Source organism: Desertibacillus haloalkaliphilus, from assembly GCF_019039105.1.
Classification (GTDB): Bacteria; Bacillota; Bacilli; order Bacillales; family KJ1-10-99; genus Desertibacillus; species Desertibacillus haloalkaliphilus.
In genome coordinates this window covers 235,022-253,751 of the sequence record NZ_JAHPIV010000001.1, presented here as the reverse complement: position 1 = coordinate 253,751, position 18,730 = coordinate 235,022, and the positions used below count along the sequence as shown (strand labels likewise).

Below are 18,730 nucleotides of genomic sequence, written 5' to 3'. Positions count from 1 at the left end.
TTATGTAGGAGCAATGACGAACGCCGAAATGACGTGAGGCGAATTGGTGTAGCTTCTAGTGGTATACAACGGTGGAAGGGGGCCTCAAATGTACTTGTATGTGTTAATTGCAATCTTTTTACTAGTGATCATCTACGGGGCATTAACAAGGAAGAAAATATACTCGCAGGTTGATCGTCTCGAGGATTGGAAAATAGAAATTATGAATCGCCCAATTACAGATGAAATATCAAAAGTAAAAGGGCTTACGATGTCTGGTGAGACTGAAGAAAAATTTGAAAGCTGGCGAAGTGCCTGGGATGACATTATTGGTGAAAAGCTTCCTGATTTAGAAGAACTACTATTTGATGTTGAAGAGGTTGCCAATAAATACCGGTTTTCGAAAGCGAAGAAAATCCTAGCGATTGTCGAACAGCAGTTAAATGAGGTGGAAGTTGACCTTAATGCAATGTTGGCTGATATACATAATTTAATCCATAGCGAAGAGCAAAACCGTGAGGACATTGTGAGCGTCCGAAAGTTTTATAGTGAAGTGAACGATTATTTCTCACTTCATCGTGGCTCACTAGGGTCAACCGCTAGATTGTTTAATGAGCGGTTGGAGGAGCTTGAGAATGGTTTTGAAACGTTTGAAGAAGCGACAGAAGAGGGAAATTATTTTGAAGCTAGAGAAGTATTGTTAGCCATACAAGAGCAGCTAGTCGTTGAACAAAAGCAGATGGAGGAGGTTCCTAAGCTATTTGTTCAATTGCAATCAAATCTCCCTCTTGATGTTGAGAATCTTAAACAAGGGATAAAAGATATGGAACATCAAGGCTACGTGCTAGATCATTTTTCATTTGATGAGGAAATTGAAAAAGCTAATACAAGTATCAAGGAAATTTTAAATGATGTAGAGGCGTTGGAACTTGATGGCATTGAAGAGCGAATCGAAGAGGTCAATCATTCTCTTGAACACATGTATGATGCACTAGAACATGAGGTCAAAGCAAAGCATGTCGTTGAAACCGAATTGAACGGCCTAGGTAACCAGCTCGATGATTTGAAGGTCATGCTCAGTGAATTGAGAGTAGAAACTGAAACGGTACAGCGAAGCTATCTCATTGCAGAAGAAGAATTGAAAATGCATGAAACCATTGGTGAACACTTAAAGGAATTGCAAAAGCAACTAGGCGTGATTGATGACGTGACGGCAAATAAGCGTCAATCGTATACAACGATTGAAGAGATGGTCGCAACATTTAAAGAAACGCTAGAGCAGGTTCAAGAGGAAATTAGCAATTCTAAGCAGATGCTAGCGACATTACGTCAGGATGAGTTAAGGGCAAGAGATACATTAAGAGAACTTCGTAGAAAGATGCTAGATGGGAAACGTCTCGTTCAAAAGAGTAACATTCCAGGTTTGCCGAGTGGCGTGATTGATGAAATTGAAAGTGGTGAACGGAAGTTAATCGAAGCTGCCGAGAAGCTTGAGGAAGTGCCGTTACAGATGACTGAGGTGAACCAAAAGATTGATGAGGCGCTCGTGCATGTGAATGGGACCAATGAATATATTATGGAGACGCTGAAACAAGCAGCAGATGCTGAGCGATTAATTCAATATGGAAATCGTTATCGTAGTCGTTCGAGGGCGATTCATGAACAGTTGCTTGAAGCAGAAGAGTGTTTTCGTAATTTTTACTATGAAGATGCCATTGATATTGTCCTTCAGGCGATTGAGCCTTTTGATCCGAATGTGATTGAAGCTCTTGATACTGAGCAGAAAAAAGAGGCTGTCCAATAAAAGTCACTGAAAAAGGTATGGATTTTACCTTTTTCAGTGACTTTTTTATAGTCGTCTCTGTATTTGCTTAATCGGATCATTCTAGTTGATGTACAGTTACAAATACGTGATGAGTACAGTTGTAAATAAAACGTGTCGTGTGACTATTCTTTGGAATGGCACAACCTTTTTAACGGCATGAGAAAAGGGAGTCGTACCAGTGAAAAGGCTGGACGAATCTCCCTTTTGTTTTTTGCTATGAAGCTTTTGAAGCCGATATTTCGGCTGATGGGTCATTTTTATTCCCTCTACCAATAAAGTACCCAATAATTGAACCGAGGATGGCAGGAACTAACCAGCCAATGCCTTCAGCATAGAGTGGAATGAAGTTATAGATAGATATAATCGCTTCGATGTTTAGTTCCGTTGCTTTTAGACCATCTGTAATGCTGACGATCGCGGCGCCAATAACTCCGCCGGTGTACACTTGACTATATCCGTTAAAGGATTTATGAAGGAAAGATAGTACGATGAGAACAATCGCGATTGGATAGATTGCTACTAGAACTGGCAATGACACACTGATTAACTGAGATAATCCCATATTAGCCATTGTCAAGCTAAATAGGCAAAGGATACCAACAGTGACAGCATAAGGTATTTTTGGCATAATTTTCACAAAATACTCACCGCAAGCTGATACTAACCCTACTGATGTCGTTAGGCAGGCAAACGTGATAACAAGGGCTAAAATGATCGTACCAATTGTTCCGAACAAAGCTGTTGCAACACCAGATAGAATCGCACCGCCATTATCTAATGAGCCAATCGTTTCAACACTAGATGCACCAAGGTAGGCGAGGGATAAATAAACGAGTGATAAACCGATACCTGCAATTACGCCTGCTTTAATCGTTGTCGAAGCAATCATCTTTTGATCTGTGATTCCTTGTTCTTTAATCCGAGAAATGACGACAATTCCAAAGACTAGTGCTGCAATGGTATCCATCGTTAGGTAGCCTTCAAGAAATCCTGTTGCCAGCGAAGCGGTTTGATAGGCTTCACCTGGCTCAGTAAATGAACCCATAGGTGATGCAATACCACGAATCGTTAAAATCGTAATTAGTAATAATAGGATTGGTGTTAACACTTTCCCAATTCGTCCGACTAATTTTGATGGATTTAACGCTAACCAAAACGTAATCCCGAAAAAGACGATTGAATAAATGAAAAGTGGCAATCCATTTGGATTTAACGATTCTGGTAAAAATGGGATGCCACCGATTTCAAAGGCAACTGTAGCTGTACGTGGGATCCCGAAAAATGGACCGATCGCTAAATACATTGTTAACGTAAAGATGACTCCGAATAGCGGATTAATTCTGTTTGCTAGGCTTTGCAGGTTACCACCTGTACGTGCAATCGCAATTACAGCTAAAACGGGTAGGCCTACACCGGTAATGAGAAATCCGAGGGTAGCCATCCAGACATTTGTACCAGACTCTTGTCCCATTGCTGGTGGAAAAATCATGTTTCCTGCGCCGAGAAATAGCGCAAACATCATTAATCCAATCGCGAGTACTTCCTTATTAGACATGTTTGTTTTCATATCTTTTCCTCCATTATTGATTGTTAAGAATAGATGAATATTGAACTAAACGTATCTTATCATAATTTTTTTGAAAATATATTGAAATAATAAAAGATGGAATATTTAGCGAGTTTTGATTGTTCGAACAGGTCTTTTTATCTACTAATTTTCGACGATATTCACCATTTTCACCCCTTTTCGTAATATTCACAATAATGGAAGCGCTAACATATAAAGTTGTTTGGTTATTAGTTTGTGATTATCGTTTGTTAATGAGTCGAATTGTGATAACATATAGTGATGCAAATCGTTTCAGAAAAGGTAACAAAGGAGTCATAAGGTGATGATCTATTTTGATAATAGTGCAACGACAAAACCTTACCCCGAAGTGTTAAAGACCTTTACGAGCGTCTCAGAGCGTTATTTTGGTAATCCGTCGTCATTACACAGCTTAGGGGCAGAGGCTGAACGGCTGTTAACACAAGCCAGGGAAGTGATCTCTTCCATCCTTAGTGTTCGTCCGCGCGAAGTGATCTTTACATCAGGAGGTACTGAAGGAAATAACTTAGCGATTAAAGGGATTGCCCTTCAGCATCAAAACAGGGGAAAGCATTTGATCACAACTGAGGTAGAGCACGCTTCTAGTTATGAGATTTTCCAACAGTTGGAGAAGCTGGGATTTGATATCACGTATGTACCTGTTGATAAGCACGGATTAGTGTCAGTAGAGGATGTAAAAAAAGCCATCCGTAAAGAAACCATTCTGATCTCGATGATTCATGTCAATAATGAATTAGGATCGGTACAACCAATTGAAGAGATTGCTAAGGTTGTAGCTGATCATCCAAAGATCCATTTCCATGTTGATCATGTTCAAGGGGTAACAAAAGTACCATTGAACTTGAGTATGAAGGGAATTGATTTATGTACGATCTCTGGACATAAGTTTCATGGCTTAAAAGGGACAGGTGTTTTATATATAAGAGAAGGGGTTACACTATTTCCATTGATGCATGGTGGCGTTCAAGAGTTGCAATTCCGTGCAGGAACAGAAAATACCGCTGGAATTATTGCACTGGCTAAGGCATTGCGATTAAGTGTAGAGCAGTCTCAGAAAGAAATAAAAAAAATAGAAGGCTTAAAAAGAATGCTAATCGATGAGTTAGAGACACTTGATGGGATTGTCGTCAATACATCAAAGGAACATTCAGCTCCACATATCGTTAATTTTTCGATCGTTGGGGTGAAGCCAGAGGTCGTTATCCAAGCCTTAACAAAAAAGCAGATTTACGTTTCGACAAAGTCCGCTTGTTCATCAAAATTGGCTGAACCGAGTCGTGTATTAGTCGCTGCTGGTCTAGGTCATGAGCGAGCGAGTAGTGCCATACGTGTTAGTTTTTCTTTTGAGAACGAAGAAGTTGAATTGGTAGAATTTGTAAATGTTATGAAAAAAATAACACCAGAATTATTGGACGTAATGAGGTAGATAGCATGAAGTATGATCATATTTTAATCCGTTATGGAGAAATTGCTTTAAAAGGGAAAAATCGGTCGGAGTTCGAACGAAAGCTACAAAAGAATATTAAAGCTGTAATTAAGCCATTTCCAAATTGCAAAGTAAGACGAACATTTGGACGAATGTTCATTGAATTAAATGATGAACCACATGAACCAATTATTGATCGTGTCAAAGATGTTTTTGGTGTTCAATCGTTAAGTCTTGCATTAAAAGTAGAAAATGAAATTGAACAAATTCAAGAAGGGGCGCTTTGGGCACTCCAAGCATCTGGTGCTGATGCAAAGACATTTAAAGTCAATGCGCGTCGTGCTTACAAACCGTTCCCAATTAATTCACAAGAATTGAATCCGCTTATTGGTGGCCATATTTTAAAGAACCTTAATCATTTATCAGTTGATGTACATCACCCAGATGTAGAAGTAAAGGTTGAGGTTCGCGAAGGTGCCACATATATCAGTTGTGGAACGATTGCTGGAGCGGGCGGTCTGCCGGTTGGCACAAGTGGAAAAGTCATGCTCATGCTTTCAGGTGGGATCGATAGCCCTGTCGCTGGCTATTTAGCCATGAAGCGTGGAGCTGCGCTTGAAGCGATTCATTTTCATAGCCCTCCATACACAAATGAACGTGCGAAGCAAAAAGTGGAAGATCTCACAAAAATTTTAGCAACGTTTGGTGGAACAATTCGTTTACATGTTGTTCCATTTACGAACTTGCAAAAGCATATTCACGAAAAAGTACCTAGTAATTTTGAAATGACGATTATGCGTCGAATGATGTATCGTATTAGTGAAGCGATTGCGACGAAAGAACAGGCGCTAGCGATTGTTAATGGAGAAAGCCTAGGACAAGTTGCCAGTCAGACACTCGAAAGTATGCATACGATCAATGAAGTAACCACCTTGCCGATTTTACGACCACTGATTACAATGGACAAGGTTGAGGTTATAGATATTGCTCATAAAATAGGGACCTATGAGACGTCTATTCTTCCTTTTGAGGACTGTTGTACGATCTTTTTGCCGCCGGATTCAAAAACAAAGCCAAAGCGCGAGCATGCAAATAAGTTTGAGCAATATGTTGACTATGATTCATACATTGATGAAGCCGTAGCAGGAACGGAAGTCATTGAAATCAGTGCGAATCAAACGGTGGACAAAAGTTTTGAAGAGTTATTTTAATAAAATATCGTCTTAAGAAAGCCTTGGACCAACGGTAACCGTCTTTAGTCCAAGGCTTTTCTCGTTTCAGTTTAAAATGAAACAATTACCAATCAAAAATCAGTATGTCTTTTCGCTGAAGTACACACTATATAGGTAACAAAGGAGGTGATTACAAATGGCAAACAACAACAGCAGCAACAGCAACCAATTATTAGTTCCTGGTGTTGAGCAAGCACTAGACCAAATGAAAGTTGAGATCGCTCAAGAGTTTGGTGTACAACTAGGTGCAGACTCTACATCTCGTGCAAACGGTTCAGTTGGTGGAGAAATTACGAAGCGTCTTGTACGAACTGCACAACAGCAAATGAATGGTTTCCAACAACAATAATTAAAACCTTAATATATGGCTGTAAGGGAGCGGTATGTACCGCTCCCTTTTTGTCTAGCTTCAGGCGCCATCGGCTCGAGGTCACTTCGGTCTCGTCGCCGACAATCGGGCGCCTTGCGCATTTTCTGTATTTTTTCATTTTCCCACTTGGTTAATATTTTTTAATAATTTTTTATTTTTTTATAATTAATTATTCAAAAAAATTATTTTTTTCTGTATAATATAGGGAGACTACAATTGCTGAGGGGGAAAATGTATGAAGCGCGAAGATTTAATTGCACCAGAGTTTTACAACTTATCACAAGAAGTTGAAAAGTATGCAAACCAAGAGGACAAGCTAGCGATTAAGTGGCTCAATGATGAAGGTGAGAACATTGAGGTTACATACTCTGAACTGGTCGAACAGACCAATAAAATAGCAAATGCTTTATTAAGTCAGGGCTTAAAAAAAGGAGATCGTATATTATTAACACTTCCACGTTTGCCCGAAGCGTATTTTACGTATTTGGCTTGTTTGAAAGCTGGACTTGTTATTATTCCTTGTTCAGAGATGCTACGTGCCAAAGATTTAAGCTATCGTATTAATCACTCTGAAGCTAAGGCGGTCGTATCGTTTCACCAATTTATTGGAGAGGTTGATGCGATTAATGAAGAGACACCTTCACTTACACATAAATTTATTATCGGCAATTCAGCAGAAGGCTGGGTCGCATTAGATGAACTGGCTAGAAATGAAAGCGGTTACTATGAAGGTGCAAAAACAAAACGTGATGAAACAGCGTTCCTTCCATATACGTCAGGGACAACAGGGAACCCTAAAGCAGTTGTGCACACTCATGGTTGGGCGTATGCTCACTTGCAAGTTGCTTCAAAAATGTGGTTAGATGTGAAAGAAGGAGATAAAGTTTGGGCAACGGCAGCACCTGGCTGGCAAAAGTGGATTTGGAGTCCGTTTTTATCAACGATTGGAGTTGGGGCAACAGCTTTTGTTTATCATGGCAAATTCGAACCTAAGACGTATTTGCAGCTCCTTCAAGATCAAGAAATTGATGTACTTTGTTGTACACCAACGGAGTATCGTTTAATGTCAAAGGTTGAAGAAATTAAGGAGTTTTCAGTACCAAACTTAAGAAGTACGGTATCAGCGGGTGAGCCACTAAACCGTCAAGTGATTGAGACGTTTAAGGAGGCATTTGGTGTTGATGTCCGTGATGGCTATGGTCAAACGGAAAATACACTAATTGTTGGAACTTTGCTTGGGATGGACATCAAACCTGGATCAATGGGTAAACCAACCCCAGGAAACCAAGTTGAAATTATTAATGAGGATGGCCAACCTGTGAAACCAGGTGAAGTTGGTGATATCGCTATTCATAAGGACGCGCCAGCATTATTTAAAGAATACTACAAAGACCCAGAACGTACAGCAGCAGCGTATCGTGGTGATTACTATGTGACAGGTGACCAAGCGAGCATGGATGAGGATGGTTACTTCTGGTTTGAGGGTCGAAGTGATGACATTATCATTAGCTCAGGTTATACGATTGGACCATTTGAAGTAGAGGATGCGTTAACGAAGCATGCGGATGTAAAAGAGTGTGCCGTCGTTGCAAGTCCAGATGAAGTCCGTGGGAATGTTGTCAAAGCATTTATCGTCTTACGTAACCCTGATGATGTCAACAAAGAAAACATCATTCAGGATCTACAGGATCATGTAAAAACCTTAACGGCGCCATATAAATATCCGCGTAAGATTGAATTTGTTAGTGATCTACCGAAAACATCTTCAGGTAAGATTCGTCGTATTGAATTACGTCAGCAAGAAAAAGCGCGTGCGTAATTAAACAAATTAAAAAAGAACGTTCGAACAGGTTTGTCAATGGGACAAGCCTGTTTTTTTTCTAGCTTTAATGAAGGATGAGAGTGGTAGATCATAACCCTTGTGGCCGAAGCGCTTGCAAAACAAAATGGATTTTGTCACGATAAAGAAGTACATAATTAGACAGGCAAAGGGTGATCGTTATGGGTACGTTATGGTACGGTGGGACTTTTTATACACTACGAGATGAGAGAGAAACAGTTGATGCTGTTTTTGTTGATAACGGTATAATTGAAGCCATTGGTTCGAGAGACGAGCTTATAAGCACGTATGCAGATCATATAGATAAACAAATTGATGTAAAGGGGGCTTATATCTATCCAGGCTTTGTTGATAGCCATCTCCATATGATCATGCACGGGGAAAAATTGATTCAATTGGATCTATCGAACGTTCATTCCGCAGATGAAATGAAGGAGTTGCTCTGTAAAAAGGTGAGTGAGGCTAGCAGTGATGATTGGATCATTGGTGAGGGGTGGAATGAAAATAATTTTGCTGATCAGAAAATTTTTAATCGGTATGAACTTGATGAAATTGCACCAAACAATCCGATGATGCTTACAAGGGTTTGTCGTCATGCGATTCTTGCTAATTCAGCTGCCCTAACACTTGCTGGAATCGATAAACATACAAATGAGCCAACTGGTGGTGTGATTGTTCGTAATGAAAACCAGGAACCAACGGGTTATTTATTAGACCATGCTCAAGAGTTAGTCAAAGCCGTTGTGCCAACCGTCAGTGAAGCATACATAGAAAAAGCGCTATCAACGGCAGTCAAGGATATGGTTCGTAAAGGGCTTGTCGGTGGTCATACCGAAGATTTACATTATTATGGCGGCTTTGAGAGGACGTTAGCTGCTTTTAAAAAAGTCATTGATGGGACAAGAACAAAGTTCCGAGCCCATTTACTCGTTCATCATGAGGTTGTCGACGATATGGCTGCTGCCTACCCGGATAACCGGGACGTAAACGACTATATTGAGTTAGGAGCGATGAAAATTTTTGCTGATGGGGCGCTCGGCGGACGTACGGCATTATTAAGTGAGCCATATGATGACGATCCAACGACACAAGGAGTCGCCATTCATCCGCTCACTGAACTCAAACAACTTGTGAAAAAAGCCCGACACTACAATATGCCTGTTGCCATCCATACGATTGGTGATTTGGCTCTTGAGTACGCATTAACTGCGATTGAAGCGCATCCGTTAAAGGTTGATCATCAACGCGATCGCCTCATACATACCCAAGTGATCCGTGAAGATCTAGTCAAACGGATGAGAGATTTACCAGTTATTTTAGATATTCAGCCGCGTTTTGTTGTTTCAGATTTTCCTTGGGTTGAGGAACGTCTTGGCGAGGAACGGCTTCAGTCTTCATTTGCATGGAAAACGTTACTTGATCAAGGTCTACATTGTGCGGGTGGGTCTGATGCACCGATCGAACCTGTTGACCCGCTTCTAGGCATCCATGCGTCGATTACGCGCAAAAAGCCTGGTCAACACCATCAAGGCTACTTGCCAGAACAAAAGCTATCACGGTATGAAGCTGTTAAGCTTTTCACTCAAGGGAGTGCGTACGCAATAGGAAAAGAGCAAACGAGAGGGTGTATAGCGACCGGCTTTGTAGCTGATTTTACAGCCTTAGACCGTGATTTATTTGCGGTACAAGAAGATGATATTTTAAATGCGACGGTAGAGATGACAGTTGTTGATGATACAATCATGTATGAACGTAACTAAATGACTCTGTCCTAAGTATTAAAGGGCTGGGACAAAAGGTAAACCAACCTTTTGTTCCAGCCTCTTTATGATTTTATAAAAATTTACGTTGAATGCTATCCCAAAATGAATTGTTTTTTAACTTAAGCACTTTAATGTTTTTATCAGCTAGACGAATACGTAGTTCGTGTGCGTGTCGAATACTTAATGCTTCATTATCAGTTCCAATAATCGGATGATCATTCCCATCTTGGACAATTTTTAATTTTAACTGACGATCCTCACTTAGGATAAATGACGTTCCTAGCGTCCGATAGTCATTGTTGTTGATAGATGCAATTTCACTCACTTGCATCGAAGGGATTCGAGGGTCAACTATTGCACCACGAACCGATTTATTGTACCCCGTGCTACCACTAGGTGTGGAAACAATCATCCCGTCACCGCGAAACGTCTCGAAGTATGTATCATCAATATAGACATCGATGACGAACGTTTTGATCACATTTGATCGCAATGAGCATTCATTTAAGCAATAAAATGGTGATTCGTTATCAAGGGTTACTTCGAGAGTATGATAGCGACGGACTTCAACTTCATCATTAGCAATTGAGGACATTAAATGGTCAGTATCGTTAATATGGAAATCGGTATAAAAGCCAAGGTTATCAAGGCTGATACCAACATAGAGACTATCCTCTTTAAATTCTGTTTTCTGGATGGCTTGCAAAAACGCATTATCCCCACCGATGCTTGCAATAATATCAGCTTGACGATAGTTAGAGACAATCGTAAAGCCTTCCTTTTCTGCGCGTTCTTTTAACGGTTCGACGACTTTGGCTAGTTCAGGTGTTTGTTTGTGAGAGAAGTATAGTTGTTTTCGATTTTGCATAGTATGTAACTCCTTTGTTGTGTACTTAACGATTATGTTTCCCTAGTTGGTAACGATTTCATTCTTGTGCTCAGAAAACAGATGAATGGATATCATTTGTTATGGTATCATACAATTATTTAAAGAAAATGTAAGATTTTCCGAACAATTTGAGTGCCATCCTCTAGAAGTCCACTGGTTATGGTGTATGATTTATGAAGGTAGCTTATTTTTAAAGGTCTTGGTTTCAATGGTAGGCATGACATTAAAACAGTAGGTAAGCAGAGGAAGATCGCATGTTCATAAAAAGGAGTGGAACAGATGAGTAGAAAACGTTGGATAGCACTGTTCATTGCACTTGTGTTATTTGTAGGATCAGTGGCTTTTAATGCTGTGACAATGGTTGCGTTTGGTAACCTAGAAGGGATTTTTGATCCGGTTGATGAAGGTGAAACATTTGTTGAATCAACGATTGATCGCGGTAATGGCCGCGGGAAAATTGCTGTGCTTGATGTAAACGGGATAATACAAGAAGGGGTTGGTACGTCAATTCTAGACCCTGTTTCGTATCGGCACCGTTCCTTTCTAGCAAAGCTTGATCATGCTGCAGAGGATTCGAGTGTGGAAGGCATGATTATTCGAATCAACTCGCCTGGTGGTGGAGTCGTAGAGAGTGATGAAATCCATAACAAAATTGTTGAAATAAAAGAAGAATATGATAAACCGATTTACGTTTCCATGGGAAGCCAAGCAGCTTCTGGCGGCTATTACATCTCTGCACCGGCAGATAGAATTGTTGCTAACTCAGCAACGATTACCGGGTCTTTAGGTGTGATTATGCAATCGGTCAATGTAGCGGAACTGGCAGAGGAGTTTGGAATTAAGATCGAAACGATAAAAAGTGGTCCCTATAAAGATATTATGTCACCAACACGGGAAGTGAGAGATGAAGAGCGTCAACTTCTCCAGGCGATGGTTGATGAAATGCAAGACCAGTTTGTTCAAGTCATTGCAGATGGTCGAGACAATTTATCTGAAGAACGGGTTCGTGAGCTTGCAGATGGGCGCATCTATAGTGGTTCTCAAGCGAAAGAGTTAGGTTTAATTGATGAATTAGGAAGTTTAGAGGACACAATTGAATTGTTACGAGAAGATATTGGGTTAGGCCAATTAGATGTTGTTCGATATGAAAGTGCACTTGGGTTTGGGCAGCTCTTTACGATGTCAGCAGCACAATTTTTACCAAACCAAGAGCTGTTTGGATTAAAACAATTAGTAAAAGAATCAAATTCACCAACACTCATGTATCTCTATACAAATTAGGGAGGGGAGGCTATCAATGGACCATACGATGAATGATGAACAGCTCGAAACAAAGATTATTGAGGAAGCAGAAAAACAAGAAGGTTATCAATTTGCTGGGTTTTGGATGCGCTTATGGGCATTTCTATTTGACGCGGTCGTTGTTTTTAGTTTGAATAGCATCCTTGTGACACCGCTCATCCGCTGGCAAGAGTTGACGACTACGACTGTTTTACGGTTTTTTACTCTTGAAGCGATCTTAACAGCGATTGTTGGCTTCGCTTATTTTGTGCTTTTAACAAAGCTTAGGGGGCAAACATTAGGAAAAACAGTGTTTGGAATGAGAGTAGTCGCTAAAAACGAAACGTTGACATGGTCAGCGGTCATTTTCCGGGAGGTCATTGGTCGATTTATTCATCAAGTGTTTTTCTTCATGTCACTTCTTTACCTTACAGTAGCCTTTTCAACGAAAAAACAAGGCATTCATGACATGATCGCTGATACGTATGTGATTCATGAACGATAAACCTGTTAGCTTTTGCTAACAGGTTTATTTTTTTGCGAAGGTGGTGATAATGGTAATCGAAAGGAAGGGCTTGGAAAATGAATTGGATTATGTGGACAATAGTCATTATTTTGATTTTGTTTTTTCTCGTTTTCGTTACAAAATTACATATATCAATCTCATACTTCCATAATAAAGATGACGACGAATTTAAAATTACGGTGAGGGTATGGAAATTTATCTCTTATACCTTTAAGGCACCGTTAATTAAAATCGATGAAGATTCAGCCTCGATCGTCGTCAAGGAAGAGCAAAAGATCGCGACGACGAAACAGAAAAAGGATGTAAAAATCACGCCTCAAAAAATTCTTGATGTCATATCAGACTTAAAAAATTTTTTGCAGCATGTAATTGGATTTCATCAAATCGTCAAACGGTTTATGCGGCATATTTCTATTCATAAGTTTGAATGGCGAAGTCAACTTGGGCTAGGGGATGCGGCGCAAACAGGAATGATCGTAGGTATGGGCTGGAGTTTGAAGGGGGCAATTGTTGGGATTCTCTCACATTATATGAGGTTAAAGCAAAACCCAAAGGTTAGTATTGATCCGACCTACAATCAACAAGCTTCTTATACGAACATGACATGTATGATTTCTTTTCGAATCGGGCATGCTATTGTCGCAACGATTATGATCGTTAGGCATTGGAGAAGGCGGCCACCCCTATTCCAATCAGCTGAGAAAAATGCGAATGTATAGAAGGAGGAATAACGATGTCTGAACATCCAATTCAAGGTCTAATGATGACGGCCATGGAAAACCTAAAGGAAATGGTAGACGTAAATACGATCGTCGGTGATCCTGTTGAGACACCTGACGGTAGTGTAATCTTACCTGTATCGAAAGTTGGATTCGGGTTTGCAGCAGGTGGAAGTCAGTTTACGGTAGAAGATAATCAAAACCCACCGGAAGCGCCTTTTGGTGGTGGTAGTGGTGGTGGTGTATCAATTACACCAATTGCATTTCTAGTTGTTAATGGATCAGGTGTTAAAATGATTCATATCGATGGCAATACGCACCTGTATGAGAAGTTATTAGACTTTGCGCCACAAGTGATTGAGAAAATCCAACAAATGGTAGGAAACAATCAATCAAATCAGCAAACAAGCACCCAAACAACGACAACATCAACGATGAATCAAAATCCAACGCAAGATGATGATAATCCTCCCGTTTAACAAAATTTCTTAAAAAGGAAAAAGAAGGTTTGAAGGGTTATAAAATGGGTTAAGTAAAAACTATTAACCCATTTTCTTCTTTTTCCAAGCATTTTTGTTGAAAAAGTCTGAAAAGAGGTCTAGTATTAACACTGTACATATATTATTAAATTCAGGGAGGATTCACGATGGCAAATGTAACGTTTAAAGGCAATCAGGTCACATTATTAGGGAATGAAGTTAGCGTAGGGAATCAAGCACCTGATTTTACTGTGTTAGCAAATGATCTTTCTCCGGTAACATTAGCTGATTCAAAAGGGCAAGTTCGTTTAATCAGTGTTGTTCCTTCAGTCGATACTGGTGTTTGTGATGCACAGACACGTCGTTTTAATGAAGAGGCTGCGAAGTTAGATAACGTAAAAGTGTTAACGGTAAGTGTAGACTTACCATTTGCACAGAAGCGTTGGTGTGGAGCAGCTGGCGTTGAAAACGTTGAAACACTTTCTGATCACCGTGAGCTTTCATTCGGAAAAGCATATGGTGTAGCGATTGAGGAATTACGTCTGCTCACTCGTGCCGTGTTTGTTGTAGATAGCAATGATAAAGTAACATATGTTGAGTATGTTCCTGAAGCAACAGACCACCCAAACTACGAAGCAGCAGTTGAGGCGGCAAAAGCAGCAAACTAAGCAATGATGATACGAAAAGCCTTCGGTGTAAGACACCGGGGGCTTTTCTTTACTTATTACATTTTTTTGTTACAATTTAGAACAGTTCAATCATAAAAGGAGAGGGTTTTAGTGGAAGCAGCGATAGATGTTGAGAAGTTATTTACCGCCATCGATGATATGGCATCACTCATTCAGGAGGATTTACAAGTTACTTATTTAGAAGCTCTAGCAGAAGCCGGCGAGAGTCTATTCCAGGGGGAGGTCGTCGTTGAGACATCCGAAGGCGTTAATGAGCGTGTAAAATCACTGTTGTCGCCATTGCAGGATGTGGAGCTTGAAGCAGAAACAGTTCGTAAAGTGTTCCAGTTGGCAGTTTTAAAAGGGATGAAAGAAGCAACCCAACCGCATCACGCGATGACTCCTGATGGCGTTGCCTTATTTGTAAGCTATCTCGTTAATAAGGTCATGAGCGGTCAAGAGAGGATTTCGCTTTTAGATCCTGCTGTTGGAACAGCCAATTTGCTGTCTGCGATCATTAATCAATCACCAAGTCAGGTGCGAAGCTATGGCTTTGAGGTTGATGAGACATTATTGAAGTTAGCTTTTGTAAGCACAAACTTGCAAGCACGTGAAGTTGGATTTTTCCATCAAGATAGTATTCGCCCGATTCATCTTTCACCAGTGGATCTCGTCGTTTCAGATTTACCAGTTGGCTATTATCCGAATGACGATATTGCTGAAGGCTATCAACTCAAAGCAAAACAAGGTCATTCTTACAGTCATCATCTTCTCATTGAACAATCGATAAATAGCGTCAAAGAAGGTGGCTTTCTTATCTTTATCATTCCTAACTTTTTATTTTCAAGTGAAGAAGCTCCTGCCCTTAATGACTTTATTAAAGAGCATGCGGTTATTCACGGACTTCTACAGTTACCGCCTTCGATGTTTAAATCTGAACAGCAAGCAAAAAGTATTTTCATGCTACAAAAGAAAGGTGAGAATGTCATCACACCACGTCAAGCATTAATGGCTGAGCTCCCTTCTTTTTCTAATAAACAAGCCTTAGCGGATATGATTAAACGAATCGATGATTGGTTTGAACAAGAATTACACATTGACGTCAATAAAGGTGAATGAACCAACAAATGTTGGTTCTTTTTTTATACCTTGACTTACTTTTTATACGAAAAGGAAGATAGAGGACACCAAGATAAGGTGATGTACTCGCCAAGTTGATGTGATTAAAAGAACACAATAACGGACAAAGTAAAGGTAGTATAAGTATAAAGCGCATTCATGTCTGAATATAAAGAATTTGGGAGTATCTGAGAGTAAATTGGGTGTAATTCTTGAAAAATGAAGATTTTGGTGCTTAAATGAAAAGGTATATTAGGAAAATGATATGAGAAAAAGCAATCTATTTGTTTATTTCTATGTTAATTAGCAATACATTCGCTAAAAGGAGATGTAAAACAATGGCAAAAATTATCGCGATTAATGCAGGTAGTTCCTCGTTAAAGTTCCAATTATTAAACATGCCAGAAGAGACAGTCGTAACAAAAGGTCTCGTTGAAAGAATCGGTTTAAATGATGGGGTTTTTACAATTGAAGTGGACGGCGAAAAGAAAACAGAAACCTTCGATATCCCAGATCATTCTGTTGCTGTTAAGCATTTACTAGATAAATTAACTGACTTTGGAATCATTTCATCACTTGATGAAATTGAAGGGATTGGACACCGCGTTGTTCATGGTGGCGAAAAGTTTAACGACTCTGTTTTAATTACAGATGAAGTCTTAAAAGGGATTGAAGAAGTATCGGAGCTAGCACCATTACATAATCCAGCAAATATCACCGGAATTAAGGCATTTAAAGAAGTGCTACCATCGGTGCCAGCTGTAGCTGTCTTTGATACTGCTTTCCATCAAACAATGCCAGAACAATCGTACTTATATAGTCTTCCTTATGATTACTATAAAAAGTTTGGTATTCGAAAATATGGTTTCCATGGAACATCACATAAATATGTATCAGAACGCGCAGCTGAGCTATTAGGCCGCCCAATTGAGCAACTTCGCATTTTATCTTGTCACTTAGGAAATGGCGCAAGTATTGCGGCGATTGATGGTGGAAAATCGATTGATACGTCAATGGGCTTTACGCCACTAGCTGGTGTCACGATGGGGACTCGCTCTGGGAACATTGACCCAGCGTTAATTCCTTATATTATGGAGAAAACGGGACAAGATGCCAACGAAGTGTTAGACACCCTAAATAAGAAAAGTGGCCTACTAGGTGTATCTGGATTTTCAAGTGATTTACGTGACATTGAACAAGAAGCAAACGATGGGAATGAGCGTGCGGAACTAGCATTAGAAGTATTTACGTCTCGAATCCATAAGTACATTGGTTCATATGCTGCTCGCATGTCTGGTGTCGATGCTATTGTCTTCACTGCTGGAATTGGAGAAAACAGTGATGTCATTCGTGAGCGTGTCTTACGTGGATTAGAGTTCATGGGCGTGTATTGGGATCCTGCATTAAACAAAGTCCGTGGTCAAGAAGCCTTTATTAATTACCCGCATTCGCCAGTAAAAGTGTTAATCATCCCAACGAATGAAGAGGTTATGATTGCAAGGGATACCGTTCGTTTATCGAAATAACCACGCAGGAAACATCGCTTACCCTTAAGCGGTGTTTTTTGCTTTTCATTAGACGTTCGCATACAATTTAATTAGATTAACCGATAATGGGGGAGTTTCGATTGACTACACTCAATGAAAAGAAAGAGGGAGAGCGGGTCGTCGGATTTTTTATTATAAAAGATCGAGTCCTAAAAGTGGCTGCGAATGGTAGTGAATATCTCGATTTTGTCTTGGTTGATCGTAAGACGACAATAACAGCTAAATTATGGGATATCACGGCACAGCAAAAAGAAATACTTCAAAAAAAAGCAGTCGTAAAGGTGGAAGGGATCGTTCATTTTTACCGCAATCAAAAGCAATTAAACATTCAGCGAATTCGTTTAGCCGTAGAGGACGATCCAGTAAAATTAGTTGATTTAATCCCTCATGCAAATGTGTCGAGAGAAGAGCTATGGCATGATCTTCGTTTATTTATTGATGAAATCGAATCGCCCCAATTGGCGCAAATCATCAAGCGCTTGTTTGGCGATAAGAACGTTCGTGATTTAGTTACGACAATCCCTGCAGGTAAGAAACTTCACCATGCTTATTATGCGGGGTTGCTTGAACACATCGTCACGCTATGTCATGGAGCGGTGCAATTATTGTCGTTATACCCGTTCGTCAATAAAGACCATGTGCTTGCGACATGTATGTTACATGACATTGGAAAAATAAAAGAACTGAGTGACCCAATTGCTCCTGAATATACAACAGAAGGTGAATTGATGGGCCATATTATCTTAGGGATTGAGATGATTAACGACGCAGCGAGGGAGCTTGGCTTTGCTTCGGATGACCCAGATATAGCAGCTGTGAAACATTGCATTTTGAGCCATCATGGTGATGTCGATTGGGGGTGGGGGAGTGCAGTCTCTGGGAAAACGCCAGCAGCCGTATTCTTTCATTATCTTGATCAAATCGATGCCAAAATGAATGCGATGCAGGCAGTCAATGAGAGTGGAGCTGATGAGTGGAATTATTCACCGATGCTAAAACGAAGAATTTATAAAGGATAAGGGCGGAACCTGCTGGATGAGGTGAAGGAACCTTATTCCTTTTCCCATTTACAGAAACTCTTTATTCATAAGATGAGATCTATCTGTTCAAATAAGGAAAAAACACTCCTTTTTGGACAGATTTTTAAAATCCTTCGGAAAATTGTTACATCTTTATGATTATTTGGTAAATTGTGTCACAGATCATAGTCCCGAGTATCGTTCTCCGAGTAAAATAGTCATAAACTCGTAAGGGGACCTAAGGGGGTTATCACATGAAGAAGCAGCATTTAATAGACGCACTGCGCGTACAAAATGATCAATTAGCGGCACGTTATAATCATAGGAATTTTCCATTTGAAACGACAAAAGAAGTCCAGCAATTAACAGAATTATCGGTCAAGATCGAGCGGTTCGAGCGATTGATTTCGGTCTAAATGTTCGTAAAGATGGTTATAAT

At 40.0% G+C, this 18,730-nt stretch carries 17 protein-coding genes; 15 read left to right on the top strand and 2 right to left on the bottom strand.

Annotated elements, in window-relative coordinates; genetic code table 11:
- The first annotated feature begins 88 nt into the window (after positions 1-88).
- Complete coding sequence (gene ezrA / locus KH400_RS01185) at positions 89-1,783, top strand: septation ring formation regulator EzrA (protein ID WP_217221345.1); 1,695 nt, start codon at positions 89-91, stop codon at positions 1,781-1,783.
- A 235-nt stretch (positions 1,784-2,018) separates the two neighbouring features.
- Here ezrA and brnQ read toward each other — a convergent pair whose 3' ends face one another.
- Complete coding sequence (gene brnQ / locus KH400_RS01180) at positions 2,019-3,371, bottom strand: branched-chain amino acid transport system II carrier protein (protein WP_217221344.1); 1,353 nt, start codon at positions 3,369-3,371, stop codon at positions 2,019-2,021.
- A 325-nt stretch (positions 3,372-3,696) separates the two neighbouring features.
- Between brnQ and KH400_RS01175 the strand changes: the two genes are divergently transcribed.
- The 5 genes from KH400_RS01175 to KH400_RS01155 all read left to right on the top strand — a co-directional run bounded on the left by KH400_RS01175 (position 3,697) and on the right by KH400_RS01155 (position 10,041).
- Positions 3,697-4,839, top strand: a complete 1,143-nt coding sequence (locus KH400_RS01175) for a cysteine desulfurase family protein (protein ID WP_217221553.1) — start codon at positions 3,697-3,699, stop codon at positions 4,837-4,839.
- A gap of 5 nt (positions 4,840-4,844) precedes the next feature.
- Entirely contained in the window at positions 4,845-6,050 is a 1,206-nt protein-coding gene (gene thiI / locus KH400_RS01170) for a tRNA uracil 4-sulfurtransferase ThiI (protein ID WP_217221343.1), read from the top strand.
- A gap of 157 nt (positions 6,051-6,207) precedes the next feature.
- Positions 6,208-6,420: an alpha/beta-type small acid-soluble spore protein gene (locus KH400_RS01165; RefSeq protein ID WP_217221342.1), complete on the top strand. Its 213-nt coding sequence runs from the start codon at positions 6,208-6,210 to the stop codon at positions 6,418-6,420.
- A gap of 256 nt (positions 6,421-6,676) precedes the next feature.
- Positions 6,677-8,260: an acyl-CoA synthetase MbcS gene (mbcS, locus tag KH400_RS01160; protein WP_217221341.1), complete on the top strand. Its 1,584-nt coding sequence runs from the start codon at positions 6,677-6,679 to the stop codon at positions 8,258-8,260.
- 182 nt (positions 8,261-8,442) lie between these two features.
- Positions 8,443-10,041 carry an amidohydrolase gene (locus KH400_RS01155; RefSeq protein ID WP_217221340.1) on the top strand — a complete coding sequence of 533 codons (1,599 nt, stop codon included), beginning with the start codon at positions 8,443-8,445 and terminating at the stop codon, positions 10,039-10,041.
- A 73-nt stretch (positions 10,042-10,114) separates the two neighbouring features.
- On the opposite strand, the gene KH400_RS01150 is transcribed toward KH400_RS01155, so the two are convergent.
- Complete coding sequence (locus KH400_RS01150; protein ID WP_217221339.1) at positions 10,115-10,912, bottom strand: NAD kinase; 798 nt, start codon at positions 10,910-10,912, stop codon at positions 10,115-10,117.
- Between the two features lie 300 nt (positions 10,913-11,212).
- Here KH400_RS01150 and sppA point away from each other — a divergent pair, with 300 nt between their 5' ends.
- From sppA to KH400_RS01105, 9 genes are all read left to right on the top strand, one after another.
- Positions 11,213-12,214, top strand: a complete 1,002-nt coding sequence (gene sppA, locus KH400_RS01145; protein WP_217221338.1) for a signal peptide peptidase SppA — start codon at positions 11,213-11,215, stop codon at positions 12,212-12,214.
- Positions 12,215-12,230: 16 nt separating this feature from the next.
- Positions 12,231-12,719, top strand: coding sequence for an RDD family protein (locus KH400_RS01140; RefSeq protein WP_217221337.1), 489 nt, complete (start codon positions 12,231-12,233; stop codon positions 12,717-12,719).
- Between the two features lie 77 nt (positions 12,720-12,796).
- Positions 12,797-13,459: a DUF2953 domain-containing protein gene (locus KH400_RS01135; RefSeq protein WP_217221336.1), complete on the top strand. Its 663-nt coding sequence runs from the start codon at positions 12,797-12,799 to the stop codon at positions 13,457-13,459.
- A gap of 14 nt (positions 13,460-13,473) precedes the next feature.
- The gene (ytfJ, locus tag KH400_RS01130) at positions 13,474-13,938 is read left to right on the top strand and encodes a GerW family sporulation protein (protein ID WP_217221335.1); all 465 of its coding nucleotides are present in this window, start codon (positions 13,474-13,476) and stop codon (positions 13,936-13,938) included.
- A 167-nt stretch (positions 13,939-14,105) separates the two neighbouring features.
- Positions 14,106-14,606, top strand: coding sequence for a thiol peroxidase (gene tpx, locus KH400_RS01125; RefSeq protein ID WP_217221334.1), 501 nt, complete (start codon positions 14,106-14,108; stop codon positions 14,604-14,606).
- Positions 14,607-14,717: 111 nt separating this feature from the next.
- On the top strand, positions 14,718-15,725 hold the full coding sequence (locus KH400_RS01120; RefSeq protein ID WP_312888997.1) for a class I SAM-dependent methyltransferase: 1,008 nt from the start codon (positions 14,718-14,720) through the stop codon (positions 15,723-15,725).
- Between the two features lie 338 nt (positions 15,726-16,063).
- Complete coding sequence (locus tag KH400_RS01115; RefSeq protein ID WP_217221333.1) at positions 16,064-17,251, top strand: acetate kinase; 1,188 nt, start codon at positions 16,064-16,066, stop codon at positions 17,249-17,251.
- 101 nt (positions 17,252-17,352) lie between these two features.
- A complete protein-coding gene (locus tag KH400_RS01110) occupies positions 17,353-18,291 on the top strand; it encodes a 3'-5' exoribonuclease YhaM family protein (RefSeq protein ID WP_246589114.1) in 939 nt (312 codons plus the stop codon).
- Between the two features lie 254 nt (positions 18,292-18,545).
- Positions 18,546-18,707 carry a hypothetical protein gene (locus tag KH400_RS01105; RefSeq protein WP_217221331.1) on the top strand — a complete coding sequence of 54 codons (162 nt, stop codon included), beginning with the start codon at positions 18,546-18,548 and terminating at the stop codon, positions 18,705-18,707.
- Positions 18,708-18,730 lie beyond the last annotated feature (23 nt).